The sequence below is a fragment of the Paraburkholderia sartisoli genome, from assembly GCF_900107685.1.
GTDB lineage: Bacteria > Pseudomonadota > Gammaproteobacteria > Burkholderiales > Burkholderiaceae > Paraburkholderia > Paraburkholderia sartisoli.
In genome coordinates, this window is sequence record NZ_FNRQ01000002.1 from 417,967 (window position 1) to 434,651 (window position 16,685).

Below are 16,685 nucleotides of genomic sequence, written 5' to 3' on the forward strand. Positions count from 1 at the left end.
CGCTCAGGCCTCGTCCGTCGACAGGAAGTGGAAGCCAACATTCCCGGACGCATCGAGCGACAGATGCACGCCGCCGAACGGAGACTCCGTCGAAATGCGTTCGAGCACCTGGCGCGCCAGTTCCGGCAGCACCGACTGCGTGAGAATGTGGTCGACGTTGCGCGCGCCGCTGTCGACTTCGGTGCATCGCTGCGAGATCGCGCGCGCGAGCGCGTCGTCCCACGTGAGGCGCGCGTGATGATTGCGCTCGAAGCGCTCCGCGAGCCGCGCCAGCTTGAGCGCGACAATCGCGCCGATCTGCGCGTCGCCCAGGTGGTAGTAAGGCACGAGCGTCAGACGGCCGAGAAAGGCCGGACTGAAACGCGTGAGCAGCGCCGGACGCAGCCGCTCCACCAGCTCGGCCGGCGGCGGCCGGCGGCCACCCTGGCTCGCCTCGGTGATGACGTCCTGCGCCGCATTCGACGTGAGCAGGATCACCGTGTTGCGAAAATCGATCGGCACGCCTTCGCCGTCTTCCATCACGCCCTTGTCGAACACCTGGAAGAACAGCTCCAGCACGTCCGGATGCGCCTTCTCCATTTCGTCGAGCAGCACGACGCTATACGGGCGACGGCGCACCGCTTCGGTCAGCGTGCCGCCGCGTCCGTAGCCGACGTACCCGGGCGGCGCGCCCTTCAGGCCCGACACGCTGTGCGCCTCCTGGAACTCCGACATGTTCACGGTGATCATGTTGCGCTCGCCGCCGTACAGCAGGTCGGCCAGCGCGCAGGCGGTCTCGGTCTTGCCGACGCCGCTCGGGCCGACCAGCAGGAACACGCCGACCGGCTTGCCCGGATCGTCGAGGTCCGCGCGAAACGTGCGGATGCGGCGTGCGATCGCGTCGAGCGCTTCGTCCTGGCCGACCACGCGTTCCGCGAGCTTTTCCTGCAGATACAGCACCGTGTGCAGTTCGTCGGCGAGCATGCGGCCGACCGGGATGCCGGTCCAGTCCGAAATCACCTTCGCCACCACCGCCGAACTCACGCACACCGGCACCATCGGCTCGTCGTTCTGCACCGCTTCGAGGCCCTTTTCCAGGCGTGCGAGATTCGCGCCGAGCGACTCGCCGTCCTCGTCCTCGCCGATGCTGTCCGCGTCGTCGAGAAAGCGCGCGATGCGGCTGCGCCACGCGATGATTTCGCCGACCGCGCGCTTTTCGGTGACGAGCTTTTCCGTCAAACGCAGATGCCGGGTGCGCGCGTCGTCGAGCTGACGGCCGGTCGCGGCGATCGCATCGGCGCGATCGATGCCAGTCGCCGCTTCGTGACGCAGGATGCGCAACTGGTGCGTCGCGCCGTCGATCGTGCGCTGGAGCGCCTCGATTTCCTCGGGCACGCCGTTCTGCGCGATCGCGACACGCGCGCACGCCGTGTCGAGCACGCTGATGGCCTTGTCCGGCAACTGCCGGCCGCTGATGTACCGGTGCGAGAGCTTGACGGCATCGCGCACCGCGTCGTCGAGAATCTCGACGTGATGATGCTGTTCGAGCTTCTGCACGACGCCGCGCAGCATGTCGACGGCGACCGCTTCCGATGGCTCCTCGACCTTCACGACCTGAAAGCGCCGCGCGAGCGCCGGGTCGCGTTCGATGTACTTCTTGTATTCGGCCCACGTGGTGGCGGCGATCGTGCGCAGCTCGCCGCGCGCGAGCGCGGGCTTCAGCAGGTTCGCCGCGTCGCCCTGCCCTTCGCTGCCACCCGCGCCGATCAGCTGGTGCGCCTCGTCGATGAAGAGGATCACCGGCGTGGGCGAGGCCGCCACTTCGGCGATCACCGACTTCAGCCGGTTCTCGAATTCGCCCTTCACGCCGGCGCCTGCCTGCAGCAACGCCAGATCGAGCGAGCGCACCGACACGTTGACGAGCGCCGGCGGCACCTCGCCGCTGACGACGCGCTGCGCGAAGCCCTCGACCACCGCCGTCTTGCCGACGCCCGCCTCGCCGGTGAGGATCGGATTGTTCTGGCGACGCCGCAGCAGCACGTCGATCAGCTGGCGGATTTCGCCGTCGCGCCCCTGAATGGGATCGATCGCCCCTTCCCGCGCCAACGCGGTCATGTCGACCGTGTACTGTTCGAGCGCCGAAGCGGAAGCCCTTGTGCCCGTCGGCATCGCGGCCGGCATGCCGGCTGCCGCGCGTGGCGAAGCCGCCGCGCCCGACGCCGCAGCGGGTTCGTACGCGCCGGCTTCCGCGGTACCCGCGAGCAGCATCGGCAACGCGTCGCGCAGCGCCGCGCGCGGGATCTTCAGCAGCGCGGGCACCGACTCCAGCAGCAGGCCGCGCAGCGCCTCGACTTCGAGCAGCGCGAGCACCAGCGTGCCGGAGCGGACCTGCTGTTCGCCAAGCAGCATCGAGCTCAGCAGCCACGCTTCCTGAAAGAGCTGCGAGAAGTTCGGCGAGAGCGCGGGCGTGCGGCCGTTGCCGCGCTTGAACTGGTCGATCGCCGCCTGCAACTGCACGACCAGCGTGTCGGGCGCGACGTCGAAATGCGCGAGGATCGCCTGCAGGTCGGGCGCGTTCGACTCCAGCAACTGAAGAAGCAGATGCTCGACGTCGACGTTGTAATGCGTCTGCCGCACGCAGAGTTGCGCGGCCTGTTCCATCGCCCGCCGGCATTCCGGATTGAGCCTGCCCAGCAGGGTTCGAATGTCGATGTCCATGTGTCTCGCCGTCAGGAGGTCTGCCAGGTGGCGCCTGGCATGGCCGCCACGGCTGTCGGACGTGCCGCGCGCAGCGCGAAGCGCACCGGCGCCGGCTGCCGCGCGCCCGCGAGCCACGAGGTCCAGCCGAGTCGCGCCGCTGTGCCGCCGCCCACCGCGGCGCCGTCCAGCCGGGACGCGCCGCGTCTTACGTTCAATACGATTTGCACGTCGAGATCCTGCTGCACGTAGCCATGCACGAGCCACGCCGCCAGTTCGTGATCGCGGCCGCCGGGCAACAGGCCTGCAATCCGCTCGACCGGCAGGTCGTCGAAGCGGATCTGGATACCCGCGGCCTGATCCCACGTGCGCCGTCCCAGTACGCGCATGTCGCCGAGCCGCGTCGGCGGCTGCGTGCGGTGGCCGGCGAGGCAGGCGGTGTCCGCTTCATCCATCTCGCGCCAGGCGCCCGCGAACTGCACGCCGCGCGCCGTCAAACCGAGGCGCTCGGACAGCATCATCAGCAGCCCCGCCATCGAACGCGGTGCGCCTCCGAGGACACCGGCGTGCCGCATCCACAACTGCGCGCCGTGCGGGCCGCGCGCGCCGCCGCGCAAGCCGAGGCTCGCGAGCGCATCGAGACACGTACCCGGCGCGCTGGTTCGAGGCGCGTCGCCGTGCAGTCCTGGCGCATGCTTTCTGCGGCCGCGATGCAGGAACGACAGAAACCGGTGATTGAAAATGTCCAGCAGGTCGGCCATCGCGTGGTCGCGCGCGGCACGGCTTGCCAGCAGCATCTCGGTGTAGGCGACCGGCAACGGGCCATTCGCGCCGGCCAGCGTGAAGGCCGGCGTCGACAGCGTGTACGCGCGTGTTTCCGCGTTTGTCTCGCCATCCGCCGTGTCGCGCGCGCGTACCGAGCGCACGTCCGCGCCCTGGAACGCCATCGTCACGAAGCCGGTCAGGCGCACCGCTTCGCCCGCGCCGTTGCCGTGGCCGAGCGGCTCCGCGCCCGGCACCGCGCGTTCGAGCAGACTGATCGCCTGGAACAGGTCGAAGCTGTGAGGGCGCGCGATCAGCGTGGCGATCAAAGCAGCGACTGGTAACCGGTCATCGGCTCCCATTGCTTCCATGTCTCGTCTCCACGGCGCACCACCAGCCGCACAAATGAATTGACCGTCGTATAGAGCGCGAAGAACCGTGCGAGCACGGCGCCCATCAGCAGCGGCGAGCCGCCGACGAATGCGTCCGCGTCGAATTCGACGGCGACCTCCGTGCCACGGCAGTAGCCGCGCCACGCGTCACTGCCGACGTACGCGGTGACGCTGCGCGCCTGCACGCTCTTCAGGCCGCGAATCTGGTCCTGCTCGCGGGCGCTGCCGGACGCGAAGAGGCGCAGCATCTGCTGCAACTGCGTGCGCCCGGTCGCGCCGCTGACGAGCGCGCCGTGATTCAGCGTCAGGAGCGACACGAGCTGCCACAGCGACTCGCCGTCGAGCGGCGGCGTACGCTGCACCGTCGGTTCATACAGGCAGCGCACGTGGGCCGTGTTCGACACGTGCTCGACGCTCACGCGCGCGCCGACCGGCACCTGCTCCGCGAGACGCCGGTTCGTACACAGCACCTGCGCGTAGACCACCGGCTGGGCAAACCGGGTGGACGCGCCGCCGGTCTCGACGAGACTCAGATACATGTCCGTGCCCGACAGGTTCGCGCGCATGCTGCGCTCGCGCCGTGCCGACCAGAACATGCCGACGTCTTCGGACGCCACGTCGCCGGCGGCGGAAAACGGCGGCACCGTGACCGAGCGGTCGGCGGAAGGATCGGAGAGCGTCACCGAGTCGATCGAATGAATCTCCGTCATCGGTTCGCGCCGCTGGTCCGCCACCAGCCGGTGTTCGTAATGCCGGCGATCGTGTACCACCGGCTCGGTCGTCTGCGAAAAAAGATTGATGGCCGGCGTGCAGCCCAGCGCGAAATGGCCCGCTTTCAGCATGCCGAGGCCGCGCTGCGCACGCTTCAGATGCAGCACGAGCTCACAGGTACGCGTGCGGCCAAGACTCCCGCGCGGCACCGTCAGATCGAAGAAGTGGAACTTGCGCGGAAACGCAAAATACTCCTGCATCAAGCCGTAGGCCGGCTGGGCGTTCGCCGGGCGCGGCAGCACGTTGTCTTCCTCGCCGCAGCCCACTTCGCGCCAGGCCGTGGCCGGCAGCGTCCGCTCCGCCGCGTCCTGCGGGCGCACCGATACGCCGGTCACGCCGACCACCAGCAGCTCGTAGAGCGGCATCGTCACCATCCAGTCGCCATGCAGATGGATGCGCAACGTCGTCAGTTCGAGCTCGGAAAAATCCACGCCCTCCTCGCACTCGAGCGTGAGGGCGAGCATCGTGTCGTCCGTGAACCGCGCCCGCGTGATCGAGACGGGCCACAACAGGGTGTCCCATGCCGTGCGGAAACGGCAGGCCTCGCCGCTTTCCGTGCGCGCCTGCAGGCCCGTATGGCGCGGCACGCGAAAACCGGCCGTCACCTTGCCCTGGGCGGGGTCGAGATCGAACTGCACGACGGTCATCGCGGGCACGGGTTGCACGAGCGACGGACACACGTTGTCGAGCAGCAGCGACGCGACCTGCGGAAAAGTCTGATCCAGATCGCGATGCACGCGCGCGGCGAGAAAGGCGGTTGCCTCGATCAGCCGTTCCGTGTGCGGATCGAGCGACTCGGTGCCGTGCAGCGCAAGACGTGAAGCGACCTTCGGATAGCGCTGCGCGAACTCGGCGCCCTGCGTGCGCAGGTACGACAGTTCGCGTTTGTAGTAATGCAGGATGTCGTCGGAGGCCGCATCAGTCATGGTCCGTCCCGTGCGGAACAGGCGACGGCTCGCCGCCCGCCGAGAGTTCGAACGCGACGCGCCCCAGGCCCGTGGCCATGCGCAGCGCACCGCTCACCACAACGACAGGTTGCCCCGACTGCGAGGCGCCCGATGCGAAGCGCACCGTCACGTCCGCGAGTCTCGGCTCGAACAGCGTGATCGCACGCTGGATGGCCGCGGCGATCGCGTCGCGATCGGCGCCCGATTGCACCGAGCGCGCCGAGAAGTCGGGCACGCCGTAGTCGATCACGGTGCCTTCGCTGGTTGCGAACGCATCGAATGCCAGACGCGAACGCGTGCCGAGGATCCGGCCCAGTTCGCGGGCAACGGATTCGCGTAGCGCGTCGCCTTCCAGCAACTGCTCATGCGAAGGCGCAGCGTCGCCGGCAACGAGGCGCTCGAACAGAGGCATCGGTGAACCGTTGATGATTGCCAGCATGACGCAGAACTCCCCGCTACGCTTTTGTTGCCCGGCCTGCTGCAACTGCTGTCTTAAGATGAAATCGCTTCGTTCTTCGAGAGGTCCCAGCCAAACGAAGCCGTGCCCTTCTTCGACGAATCGACGTTCTGCTGAGTGTATTCCGCGGTGACGCCGGTGAAATGAATCGAGAAGCTGTCCGCCATTTCACCACCGCCCGACGAACTGACGTTCGCGATCATCGCGTTCTTCATCACGTACTTCATGTGCGGCATAAACTCGCCGTTCTCGTTGCGACCGATCAGCAACGTGGCATCGCCAAGCTTGGTGCCTTGCGTGCAGGCCGAATACAGCGCGGTCGTCGACTGGTCGCTGACCTTGGAGAAACTGAACTCGCTGAAATTCGGGCGGCCCATGGTCCGCTCCGTATTCGCCACGTCAAGGCCGATCGGCAACGAGATGCCGATTGAAAAGCTCATCAGGATGATCTTGTCCTCATAGCCCTTGATGGTCGAATTGCCTTTGATGTCCTTGATATCAAGAATGATCGTATCCATGAATTCCGTACCTCAGTGCTTCGGTTGTAGGGGTCAAACGGCGGGCGTCAGGCCGCGGCCGCAGGCAGTTCGGCGACGAGCCGAAGCGAAGCCGTCAGTTCTTCCATCTGGAAATGGGGCTTCAGGAAACAGGTGGCGCGGTACGCACCCGGCTTGCCCGGCACTTCGGTCACGTCCACGCGCGCTTCGCTCAGCGGAAAGCGCGCCTTGGAGGCCTGCGACGCCGCCGGGTTGATCAGCACGTAATCGGCGATCCAGTTGTTCAGGTAATTTTCGACCTGGCCGCGTGTCTGGAAGCTGCCCACCTTGTCGCGCATCATCACCTTCAGGTAATGCGCGAAGCGCGAAGCGGCGAGCACGTACGGCAGACGCGCCGACAGTTGCGCGTTCGCGTTGGCCGAATCCTTGTTGAAGAGTTTCGGCTTGTTGGCGGTCTGGCTGCCGAAGAACGTCGCCGTATTGGAGCCCTTCGAATTGACGATCGCGATGAAGCCCAGATCGTTCAGTTCCTTTTCGCGGCGGTCGGTGATCGTCACCTCGGTCGGGCACTTCAGCGCGACGTCGCCTTCATCGGTGCGGTACGTGTGCGCCACGAGGCCGTCGACCTTGCCGCCGCCCTCGACACCGCGGATCGCCGTCGACCAGCTGTACAGCGAGAACGCGTTCGTGATGCGCAGGCCGAGCTGATACGCCGAGTTCGCCCACAGATACTTGCCGTGATCAGTGCCGTCCACGTCTTCTTCGAAGTTGAAGTTTTCGACCGGCTGGGTCTTCGCGCCGTACGGCAGGCGGGCCGCGTACGAAGGCAGCACCAGCGACACATAGCGCGAATCCTCCGCTTCGCGGAAGCTGCGCCACGTGGTCAGCTCGGCGCTTTCGAAGACCTTCGACAGATCGCGCGTGACGCCCAGTTCGGTAAACGACTTGATGTCGAAGAGGCTCGGCGCGGCCGACGCGATGAACGGCGCGTGGGCGGCCGCGGCCACCTTCGAAATGCGCTCGAGCAACGCGATGTCCTGCGGATGACGGCCAAACGAGTAATCGCCGATCAGCAGCGAATACGGATAGCCGCCGAACGTGCCGTACTCTTCCTCATAGATCTTCTTGAAGAGCACGCTCATGTCGTGATCGACCGCCGATTCGAGGTCCTTCAGCAGTTCCTTCTTCGTCACGTTGAGCAGGCGCAGCTTCAGGTTCTGGCCCGTCTCCGTGCCCTGCACCATGTCGTGCAGGCCGGTCCACGACGCCTCGAGCGCCTGGAAAGCCGGGTCGTGCATGATCGCGTTCAGCTGGTCCGACAGCAGACGGTCGATCTCCGCGACGCGTTCATTGATGGTCGCGACGAGACTCTTGTCGGGGCTCGTGCGCATGCCTTCGTCGAGAACCTGCGAGGCGAGCTGGCCGATGAGCTGCTTCGCGTAGCCGCGCTGCGACGGCTCGATCGCCATGTTGCCTTCCTCGACGATGCGTTCGAGCAGGCTCAGTTCGCTTTGGGTCGTGACGACGGTGCCCGAGGTCGCTTCGGTGGCCGCGCTGTTGGCGGCAGGCTTGGTTGCCATTCTGATCACCCTGGTGGAATGTGGTTTTGCGTTTGCGCTTGATGGCAAAGGCGGGAGAAAGACCGGGTCACTCGGACGCGGCGTCTTCCTGTGCGGGCTGCTGGGCCTGTTGCGGCTGTGATGCGTCGCCGGCGTACGCCTGGCTTTGCACCTTTTTCAGCTCGTCGGCGTCCTTGACGATGCGCTCGAGGATCGAGTCCAGCTCGTCGTTGCCGTCGAGCTTGCCGAGCAGGTCGCGCAGTTGCTGGCGCGCTTCGAGCAGCTTCGCGAGACGCGGCACCTGGCCCACCAGGCTCTCCGGATGAAAATCCGAGAACTGGTTGAAGTTCAGTTCGATCTTGAGGTTGCCTTCGCCCTTCATCGTGTCCGGCACCGAAAGGTCGAGGCGCGGGCGGATCTTGCCCATGATTTCATCGAAGTTATCGCGATCGATCTCGACGAAACGGCGCTCTTTCATCTTCGGCAGCGGCGTGGCCGGCTGCCCCGACAGGTCCGCGAGCAGACCGACGACCATCGGCAGCTCGCGCTTTTCCACGGCGTCGCCCACCTCGACGTCGTACGTAATCTGAACGCGCGGCGGCCGGTTACGACCCACCCATTTTTGCAGACTGTTCGACATAAAAACTCTCCGGAAAAAACCCAAAACGTCTGATGAATAGCCGGATTCCATACACGCCCCATGTTCAATCAGGCGTGCTGAAATCCGTCATTAAAACGTAATTAAAAGGGCAAATAAAAGCATCCCGGCCATAAACCGGAAAGGTAAATGGCGCTCATTGCTCATTTGCAATATCAGGTAATGCGGCTACCCTTCCGAAGGGTTCCGCGGACCTGTCACGAGATGACAGACCGCACTGTCGAGCGCCGGTAGCGTACCGCTTGCACTCGCCCCCAACGGTTTTTCCCTGTCCGATAACTGTCGTGGTCAGCGACAACGGTTCATCAGGGGAAAACCGGAACTATTTTCAGGAATTATTTCAAAATGGCACTGCCATCTCTTCTTTCAGTTCTGGAACTGTGCAGACTTTAAACGTATCGCGGAATGGCCCGCAATACCTGAGATCAGGTATTTGGCTACCCATTTTCACAAAAAACGCCGTGAATAAGCCGGTACTACCTGTTTTCAGGTATTTGTTTTCCGGGGTATCTGTGTATAGTTGCGTCGAACCTGCTGCCGGAGACGCAACCTTGCGTCGAACCCGAAAGAAAAGCAGTGACACCTCCCCAGACGCCTCTCCATGATTGCAGATCCCACCGAGTCGCGGTTGCGACAGCTGCTTATCGTCGGACATGATCCCGTTACACAGGTACGGCTGCGTACCATCCTGGCGAGCCTCGGCTACGCACATCGGGACGCGCTGTTTTTCGCGGATAGCATCGCTGAAGCGGCCGGACTGCCGGTCGACGAGACGTTCGTGCTGGCATTGATCGAAGGGGAATTACCCGATGGCACCAGCGTCGACCTGATTCGCAGCCTGCACGACCGCCAGCGCGGACTGCCGGTTGTTGTGATCGCCGAACAGCGTAATGAGCTGGACATTCTGGGGATGCTGCGTGCGGGCGCGGCGGGTTACGTGCTCAAGAGCCGGGACGACGTGGAGATGGCGCTGTACATCCGCAGCGCGCTGTGTGGCGGAACGCCTATCGACCCGTTCGTCGCGAAGCGGCTTCTCGACCTGCTCAACCGCTCGCGCCTGGATCTGGAGCCGCCCGTGGCGGGTGAGCCGGCGGTCGCGTCGAAAAACAGTCTTAGCGTGCGGGAAACGGAGATTCTTGATTTTGTCGGCAGAGGGTTGAGTAATCGCGAGATCTCCTGCCTGCTGTCGCTTTCCACGCTGACGGTGGAATCCCATCTGAAGAACATCTTTCGCAAACTGGCCGTCAAGCGGCGCACGCAGGCGATTCTCGAAGCGCGTGCGCGTGGGTTATTGCCTTAGGACTGTGATCTGGCTAGCCACGTCGCGACATGTCCAGACGCCGCGACGCGACCACGCGCAATCACTTGTGTCCGTGCGAAGGATCGTCGCAATGCAGGCATTGATGCCCGTCGTCGACCCATGACGAACCGAGGATCAGGCTGCAGAAATTCACGCGTTTATAGCCCGGTTCCTTCAATGCGAGCACGTCGGCCTTGACGTTGCCGAAGGTCGTTTCCGGCTTGTGCCGTGTGCCCTGTGCGAACGCGTCGATGATGCCTTCCTTGAAGTTCGTTTCACGCGGATGCGCGGCGACCACCTGGTTGCGCTGGTCGTCGGAGAACGCGTCGTAGGCGAGACCCAGTACATCCATCTCCACCCCGGCCGTCACCAGCGCGACGACCGACTTCTTGTGGTGCGGAATGCCGGGCGTCGTATGCAGCGCGATCGCGTCCCACACCATCTCGACTTCAGCTTCCGGAATGCCGTACTGGTTGAGGAAATCGCGGGCCGCGTTCGCGCCGTCCACTTCGAAACGATCGGTCGTGCTGCTGTATGCCGGCACGAGCCCCATGTCATGGAACATGGCGCCGATGTAGAGCAGCTCCGCGTCATACTTCATCTGCTTGCGCTCGCCGGTGAGCGCGCCGAACAGAAAGACGCGTGTCGAATGATTGAAGAGCAGATCGGGTTCGGTGTCGCGAACCAGTTGCGTGGCGTCGCGGGCCATCTTGCTGTCGGGGATACTGATCCCGGCGATTGCATTGCTCATGTGATTCTCCGTTGATTGACAGGTCCAATCGGACTCGCCCCGATCCACCGGCGTGAGTTGCTAGAATGCGGCGGAAAGGTGCGGTAACCGTGGCATTCAGTCTGGCTGCCAGCGCGCCGCCAATCAACGCGATCCATCCGTCTAACCCTGCCAGTCAGACGCGATCTTCTGCCAGCCGGCCCGATCGCGCCCAATCTGGACCTGCGGAGCCTCTGCTGATGCACACCGTCGCCATCGCGATCTTTCCGGACGTGCAGGCACTCGACGTCGCAGGGCCCGCCGATGTGTTCGCCGAAGCCAACTCATTTCTGCCGCGCGATTCTCACTACGTACTCGAACTGGTCAGCACCGGCGACGCGCACATCCGCGCGTCGAACGGCACTCACCTTTTCGCTGACCGTGTGTGGGACGGATCGGCTGACCGCTATCACACGGCGCTCGTCGCGGGCGGGCCGTTGCTGCCGACCCAGCCCGCCGATGCACGGCTGTGCGCGTGGCTCGTCGAGGTGGCGTCGCAAAGCGAGCGCTACGGCTCGATTTGCACGGGTGCGTTCGCGCTGGGTCATGCGGGACTGCTGGATAACCGCAACGTCACGACGCACTGGCAAAACGCACGGCAACTCGCGCAGCAGTTTCCGCTTTCACGCGTCGACTTCGACCGGATCTATCTTCGCGATGAACGCCTGCTGACGTCCGCCGGTGTGACCGCGGGCATCGACCTCGCGCTTGCGTTGATCGCCGAGGATCACGGCGCGGCGCTCGCGCTTCAGGTGGCGAAGCGGCTGGTGGTCTACGCGCAGCGTCGTGGTGGGCAGTCGCAGTTCAGCCCGTATCTGAGCGCGCCCGTGGACGGCTCGCCCATCGCTACCGTGCAGCACTATGTGATGGAACACATCGCGAATCCGCTGACGGTTGAAGAACTGGCGCGGGTTGCGGGCATGAGCACGCGGAGTTTCGCGCGTGCGTTCGCGGAATCGGCGGAGATCACGCCGCATGAGTTCGTCGAGCGCGCGCGGGTGGATGCGGCGCGGCGTGCGCTGGAGAGTAGCGATGCGCCTTTGAAAACGATCGCGTATGAATGCGGCTTTGGGAACGCCGACCGGATGCGGCTCGTCTTCGCGCGACGCATCGGCGTTTCGCCCGCGGACTATCGCGCGAGTTTTCGGGCGCAGTGAGCGCGACGCGTGCGCCGCTATTCCTTCACCCTCGACGCCACCTGCGCAATCCGGTCACGCACGACGCCAATCGCCTGCTTGAGCGCGTACACGTCCTGGAAATAGCGATATGGAATCCGTATCTGGCTGGCATTCGCATCGATGTTCTCGATTTCATCGCGCCATTGCGCAATCTGCTTCGGATCTGGATTCGGGCGCTTCCAGATTTCATCTTCAAGCGACTTGATCTCGCGGTACCAGACGATGAACCGTCGTTTGATGCGCGCCTCCGCCATGCGCGGCAAAGCCTGCAGGAGACCCAGCAACAACGCGGTAAAAGGAACGAGGATCAGCAGACGCCTTTCGATAAAGCTCGCCAGCCAGAACGGCAGATAGCGTTGCAGGAACGGACGGCCGGATTTGAAGTAACGCGTGCTTTCGTCAGAGACGGGAAATTCCTCGGTTTTCAGGTTCGGGAACGTGCCGAGCGGCGTGAAGTAATCCTCGCCGCTGTGGACCGTTCTGGCCGCATCCAGCAGCAGGTAGGTAAGCGCGGGATGCAGCGTGTCCTTGGAGACAAGCAGCGCGGTGGCCGCCAGCAGCGTGACATCGGCCTGCGGCAGGTCGTTGACGATGCTTGTCGACGCGCGCGGAAAAATCACCTTGGAAAGCGACGGAAACTTTTGCACCAGCGCGTCGGCCTGGGCAAAACTCATCAGCTTCAACTTGCTGTTGAGCAGCGTGACCTGCATCGCGGCATCCGGTCTGCCGATGAAGAACGCGGCGTCCAGCGTGCCGTTTTCGAGTCCCTGATATGCGTTCTGCGCATCCATTTGCAGAAGCGTCGTGTTATCGCGCGTGATGCCGCTCCACGAGAGCAGTACCGACGAGACGTTAAGCAAACCGCTACCGGGAACGCCAATGGAAATTCGTTTACCGCGCAGCTGCGCGAGTCTGTCGACGGTGGTGGCACCGCGGTAGAACACCCATATCGGCTCATAGGAGACCGCGGCGATCGTCTGCAGGTTGTCCGATTCGCTCGGGCTGCTTGTGCCTGACTGAATGAAGCCGACTTCGTAATCGCTGTCGGGATCCTTGAGGCGTTGATAGTTTTCGACCGAACCGGAAGAGCTGCGGATATCGAGCTTGATGCCATCGCGTTTGAGGATGGGAGCGTAGCGATCCGCGAAGCCGCGATAGATGCCGCCGTCCGCGCCCGTCGTGATCACGATCGTGCGCTGGATAGCGGGTTTTATCAGCATCCACACGCCCCACCCCGACGCGACCAGCAACAGGATCACGCCAGCGATCAGAAGCCGCCGGCGTCGCGGTGTCATCGGGGGTTTCTGGACTCGGTGAAGGGCCGGGTTCTGCCTCGCCATGCTTCGGTCTCTCTCGTCAGGGCGCACCCGCGCGATGCTGAGTGGGCGCAGGCTTGTGTGGCAGCGCTGGTGATCGTGCCGGATACGAAGCTGGATAATGCAGCCGGCTCAGGCGCTTTGTCCAGACTTGCGTTTATGCCTGCTTTGGGCAGTCTGCTTGAGAAAACGTGGCGCGAGTGAGAACGAAGCGGGATTCACGATGCCGAACGCGAAGACGCGCGATCCGGAACACGTTGAGGTGAGTTGATGAGGCGCCCGGGTTAACCGCGGGCGCCCACTGCCGAACAGGTTTTCTGATGACTCCGCCGTCGTTTAACCACGACCGCTTCAGGCAGTCACGGCACCGTGCATGCCAGTGGTTGCGATGCCGCTGCCAGCATCGCCTTCCGACGAAACAGCGACACCCTGCCTGCCACGACGCTCACCACCGGACGCGTGGTTGATACCTCGACCGTCCTCATCCAGACGGAACACCGACACCGCGTCGCGCAGCACATCCGCCTGCCCTTCCAGCGATTTCGCCGCGGCCGCCGCTTCTTCGACGAGCGCTGCGTTGTGCTGCGTGACTTCGTCGATCTGCGTGATGGCCTTGTTGACCTGGTCGATGCCGTCGCTTTGTTCCAGCGCGGCGGCTTCGATCTCGCTCATGATGCCCGTCACGCGTCCGACGGAATCCGTCGCTTCCTGCATCGTGCGACGCGCCTCCGCGACGAGCGACGCGCCTTCCTGCACCTTCATTGCCGAATCGCCGATCAGTTCCTTGATCTCCTTCGCCGCCGTGCCCGAGCGCTGCGCGAGGCTGCGCACTTCCGAGGCGACGACCGCGAAACCGCGTCCCTGCTCGCCCGCGCGCGCCGCTTCCACCGCTGCGTTGAGTGCGAGGATGTTCGTCTGGAACGCGATGCCCTCGATCATGCCGATAATCTCGGTGACCTTGCGCGACGAATCGGAGATACCGTCCATCGTTTCTGTCACGCGCGCGACGACGTTGCCGCCGCGCGTGACCGTCTCCAGCGCGCCCTGCGCGAGACGGCTTGCCTGCTTCGCGTTGTCGGTGTTCTGCTTGACCGTCGCGGACAGCTCTTCCATGCTCGCCGCCGTCTCCTGAAGCGCCGCGGCCTGCTGCTCCGTGCGCGCCGAAAGATCGGCGTTGCCCGACGCGATCTCGTTTGCACCGAGCGTGATCGACTGCGTGCTGCCGCGCACCTTCGATACCGTGTCGACAAGTCCGTCGCGCATCTGCATGAGCGCCGACAGCAGTTGACCCATTTCGTTACGCGACTTCGATGCGACCGAAATGGTCAGATCGCCCGCCGCGATGCTGCGGAAATGCTCGATCGTCTGGTTGACCGGGCGAATCAGCGCCACCGACAAACCCACGCGCGCGAGCAACGCGATCACAATCGCGACGACACCGATGCCGCCGAACAGGAACGTCGCCAGCATGACGCGCCGGGCAGCAGCAGCGGTGACGCGCTCCTGCTCGACGGCCTGCACGCGCTGAAGCCCGTCGATCGCCTTCGCGTAGGCCGCGTAGTACGTGTTGGCCGTTTCGCCCTGGATCGTGCGGAACGTGTTGAAGTCGAAATCGGTGAGGGCCTTGAATTCCGGTTCAATCGCCTTGTCGACGAGCGCGCTGCGCGCGACGTCGACGGCGTGCGCCTGCTGCTTTTCCTCGTCGCTGGAAAACGGACCGCTCGCGTAGGCGCGGAAGTCGCGCGTCGACTCTTCCAGCACCTTGTGGGCGGCCGGGATGAGGCCATCGGTCTGCTTGCCGACGCTGAAGAGCGTCTCGTAGCTGCCAAGCGCAAGCCGCGCCTGCAACAGCTTTTCCGAGCTCGCCTTCAGATGCGACAGCGCGGCCGCACTCTGCCGGGCCTCCTCGAGCCCATTGTTCGTGAGCTTGAGCGCGGCATAACCGACGCCGATCACAGTCAGCAGGAAAGCGACGAAAACGCTGATAACCAGCGTCAGTCCACCGCGGATGGTGATGTTGTTTAGCATTGTTTCTCCGGAACGTCGGGGTCGGTCAACGGCAGGCGCATTGTCGGATGGCTCGAAAGCCGCGCCATCTGTGCGTTAACGGCACCTTTCCGGAGGGATTGATTGGGGGAATCCATGAGAAACAGGGTTTCCTCGCGACGTTTGCCGGTTTTTTGAATCATTATCTGGGATTCACCGGGTTACTGTGCGGAGGCGCGCGTGGTCCCGGTTTCGGGGTTGTCGCGGGTTTCGTTTGTATAATTCCGCGTCTTCGTTCAGGTCACTTTCATGCTCAGTTTCGCGCTCGGCTTTCTTGTTTCACTGCTGGTCACGCTGTTGATCGTGCGCTACGCGCATCTGCATGAAAAATTCTCCACCGACACCGATCTTGCCGGCGTGCAGAAATTCCACGCGCGGCCGGTGCCGCGGATCGGCGGAACAGGGATTCTGCTTGGGCTGATTGTGTCCGCGTTGCAGCTGCATCATGCGTATCCGGCCGTTTCTGGTGGGATTCTCGGACTTGTGGCGTGCGGGATGCCGGCGTTTGCTTCCGGGCTTGTTGAGGATGTCACCAAGCGGGTGTCGCCGCTGGTGCGGCTGCTTTGCACGATGGCCGCTGCTGGCCTGGCGTTTTTTCTGCTCGATATCGGTGTGACGCGGATCAGCGTGCCGCCTCTGGACTTTCTGCTTTCCTATGCGGTGATTTCTTGCGCCGTCACCGTGCTGGCGGTGGCCGCGCTCGCCAATGCGATCAATATCATCGATGGATTCAACGGACTCGCTTCGATGGTCGCGTTCATGATGTTCGCCTCGATGGCGTACGTCGCGTTTCAGGTTTCCGATCCCGTGGTGCTTTCCGCGTCACTCATCATGATGGGCGCGGTGATGGGGTTTTTTATCTGGAACTTCCCGGCGGGGCTGATTTTTCTTGGGGACGGCGGGGCTTATTTTATCGGGTTCATGCTGGCCGAGCTTTCGATCATGCTGGTGATGCGGAACCGCGATGTGTCGGCTTGGTATCCGGTTTTGCTGTTTATGTATCCGATCTTCGAGACGTGCTTTTCGATCTACCGGAAGAAGTTCATTCGCGGGATGTCGCCAGGGATTCCCGATGGCGTGCATCTGCATATGCTTGTGTATAAGCGGTTGATGCGGTGGGCTGTGGGGGTGCGGACTGCGAGGGAGTTGACCAGGCGGAATTCGTTGACTTCACCGTATTTGTGGCTGCTTTGTCTGGTCGCTGTGATTCCGGCTACGCTGTTCTGGCGGCATACGGTGCATTTGTTCTGCTTTGTTGTTGTGTTTGCTGTTACGTATGTCTGGCTTTATGTCAGCATCGTACGGTTTAAGTCGCCGCGGTGGTTGGTAGTTAGGAAGAAGAATCGCTGAGTCCGCC

The 16,685-nt window shown here is 63.6% G+C and carries 13 protein-coding genes; 3 read left to right on the top strand and 10 right to left on the bottom strand.

The features are described 5' to 3' along the window. Positions 1-3: 3 nt before the first annotated feature. The 7 genes from tssH to tssB all read right to left on the bottom strand — a co-directional run bounded on the left by tssH (position 4) and on the right by tssB (position 8,701). Positions 4-2,697 (bottom strand): type VI secretion system ATPase TssH, encoded by a 2,694-nt coding sequence (gene tssH, locus BLV45_RS09115; protein WP_090531980.1) that lies wholly within the window; start codon positions 2,695-2,697, stop codon positions 4-6. An 11-nt stretch (positions 2,698-2,708) separates the two neighbouring features. Beyond that, positions 2,709-3,809 carry a type VI secretion system baseplate subunit TssG gene (gene tssG / locus BLV45_RS09120; protein WP_090531982.1) on the bottom strand — a complete coding sequence of 367 codons (1,101 nt, stop codon included), beginning with the start codon at positions 3,807-3,809 and terminating at the stop codon, positions 2,709-2,711. Next, positions 3,764-5,527, bottom strand: a complete 1,764-nt coding sequence (gene tssF, locus BLV45_RS09125; protein ID WP_090531984.1) for a type VI secretion system baseplate subunit TssF — start codon at positions 5,525-5,527, stop codon at positions 3,764-3,766. Before tssF ends, tssG begins: the two co-directional genes overlap by 46 nt. Further along, the gene (gene tssE, locus BLV45_RS09130; protein ID WP_090531986.1) at positions 5,520-5,987 is read right to left on the bottom strand and encodes a type VI secretion system baseplate subunit TssE; all 468 of its coding nucleotides are present in this window, start codon (positions 5,985-5,987) and stop codon (positions 5,520-5,522) included. Before tssE ends, tssF begins: the two co-directional genes overlap by 8 nt. A 53-nt stretch (positions 5,988-6,040) precedes the next feature. Next, positions 6,041-6,523 (bottom strand): Hcp family type VI secretion system effector, encoded by a 483-nt coding sequence (locus BLV45_RS09135; protein ID WP_090531987.1) that lies wholly within the window; start codon positions 6,521-6,523, stop codon positions 6,041-6,043. 47 nt (positions 6,524-6,570) lie between these two features. Beyond that, on the bottom strand, positions 6,571-8,082 hold the full coding sequence (gene tssC / locus BLV45_RS09140) for a type VI secretion system contractile sheath large subunit (protein WP_090531989.1): 1,512 nt from the start codon (positions 8,080-8,082) through the stop codon (positions 6,571-6,573). Positions 8,083-8,149: 67 nt separating this feature from the next. Further along, positions 8,150-8,701 carry a type VI secretion system contractile sheath small subunit gene (gene tssB, locus BLV45_RS09145; RefSeq protein ID WP_090531991.1) on the bottom strand — a complete coding sequence of 184 codons (552 nt, stop codon included), beginning with the start codon at positions 8,699-8,701 and terminating at the stop codon, positions 8,150-8,152. Positions 8,702-9,320: 619 nt separating this feature from the next. Here tssB and BLV45_RS09150 point away from each other — a divergent pair. Then, positions 9,321-10,019, top strand: a complete 699-nt coding sequence (locus BLV45_RS09150; RefSeq protein ID WP_090531993.1) for a response regulator transcription factor — start codon at positions 9,321-9,323, stop codon at positions 10,017-10,019. A gap of 61 nt (positions 10,020-10,080) precedes the next feature. Here BLV45_RS09150 and BLV45_RS09155 read toward each other — a convergent pair whose 3' ends face one another. Continuing rightward, a complete protein-coding gene (locus BLV45_RS09155; RefSeq protein ID WP_090531995.1) occupies positions 10,081-10,770 on the bottom strand; it encodes an HD domain-containing protein in 690 nt (229 codons plus the stop codon). Positions 10,771-10,988: 218 nt separating this feature from the next. Here BLV45_RS09155 and BLV45_RS09160 point away from each other — a divergent pair, with 218 nt between their 5' ends. Beyond that, positions 10,989-11,945 carry a GlxA family transcriptional regulator gene (locus BLV45_RS09160; RefSeq protein ID WP_090531997.1) on the top strand — a complete coding sequence of 319 codons (957 nt, stop codon included), beginning with the start codon at positions 10,989-10,991 and terminating at the stop codon, positions 11,943-11,945. A 17-nt stretch (positions 11,946-11,962) separates the two neighbouring features. Here the strand turns inward: BLV45_RS09160 and BLV45_RS09165 are convergent, their stop codons facing one another. Next, positions 11,963-13,261 (bottom strand): TAXI family TRAP transporter solute-binding subunit, encoded by a 1,299-nt coding sequence (locus BLV45_RS09165; protein WP_090531999.1) that lies wholly within the window; start codon positions 13,259-13,261, stop codon positions 11,963-11,965. A 372-nt stretch (positions 13,262-13,633) separates the two neighbouring features. Continuing rightward, entirely contained in the window at positions 13,634-15,310 is a 1,677-nt protein-coding gene (locus BLV45_RS09170) for a methyl-accepting chemotaxis protein (protein ID WP_090532001.1), read from the bottom strand. Positions 15,311-15,577: 267 nt separating this feature from the next. Between BLV45_RS09170 and BLV45_RS09175 the strand changes: the two genes are divergently transcribed. Further along, on the top strand, positions 15,578-16,678 hold the full coding sequence (locus tag BLV45_RS09175) for an MraY family glycosyltransferase (RefSeq protein ID WP_090532003.1): 1,101 nt from the start codon (positions 15,578-15,580) through the stop codon (positions 16,676-16,678). Positions 16,679-16,685 lie beyond the last annotated feature (7 nt).

Bases quoted from the DNA above. Each gene is read 5' to 3' on its own strand.
- tssC (WP_090531989.1), bottom strand. From the start codon at position 8,082: ATGGCAACCAAGCCTGCCGCCAACAGCGCGGCCACCGAAGCGACCTCG.
- tssF (WP_090531984.1), bottom strand. From the start codon at position 5,527: ATGACTGATGCGGCCTCCGACGACATCCTGCATTACTACAAACGCGAA.
- BLV45_RS09170 (WP_090532001.1), bottom strand. From the start codon at position 15,310: ATGCTAAACAACATCACCATCCGCGGTGGACTGACGCTGGTTATCAGC.
- BLV45_RS09135 (WP_090531987.1), bottom strand. From the start codon at position 6,523: ATGGATACGATCATTCTTGATATCAAGGACATCAAAGGCAATTCGACC.
- BLV45_RS09150 (WP_090531993.1), top strand. From the start codon at position 9,321: ATGATTGCAGATCCCACCGAGTCGCGGTTGCGACAGCTGCTTATCGTC.
- BLV45_RS09165 (WP_090531999.1), bottom strand. From the start codon at position 13,261: ATGACACCGCGACGCCGGCGGCTTCTGATCGCTGGCGTGATCCTGTTG.
- tssE (WP_090531986.1), bottom strand. From the start codon at position 5,987: ATGCTGGCAATCATCAACGGTTCACCGATGCCTCTGTTCGAGCGCCTC.
- tssH (WP_090531980.1), bottom strand. From the start codon at position 2,697: ATGGACATCGACATTCGAACCCTGCTGGGCAGGCTCAATCCGGAATGC.
- tssB (WP_090531991.1), bottom strand. From the start codon at position 8,701: ATGTCGAACAGTCTGCAAAAATGGGTGGGTCGTAACCGGCCGCCGCGC.
- BLV45_RS09160 (WP_090531997.1), top strand. From the start codon at position 10,989: ATGCACACCGTCGCCATCGCGATCTTTCCGGACGTGCAGGCACTCGAC.
- BLV45_RS09155 (WP_090531995.1), bottom strand. From the start codon at position 10,770: ATGAGCAATGCAATCGCCGGGATCAGTATCCCCGACAGCAAGATGGCC.
- tssG (WP_090531982.1), bottom strand. From the start codon at position 3,809: ATGGAAGCAATGGGAGCCGATGACCGGTTACCAGTCGCTGCTTTGATC.
- BLV45_RS09175 (WP_090532003.1), top strand. From the start codon at position 15,578: ATGCTCAGTTTCGCGCTCGGCTTTCTTGTTTCACTGCTGGTCACGCTG.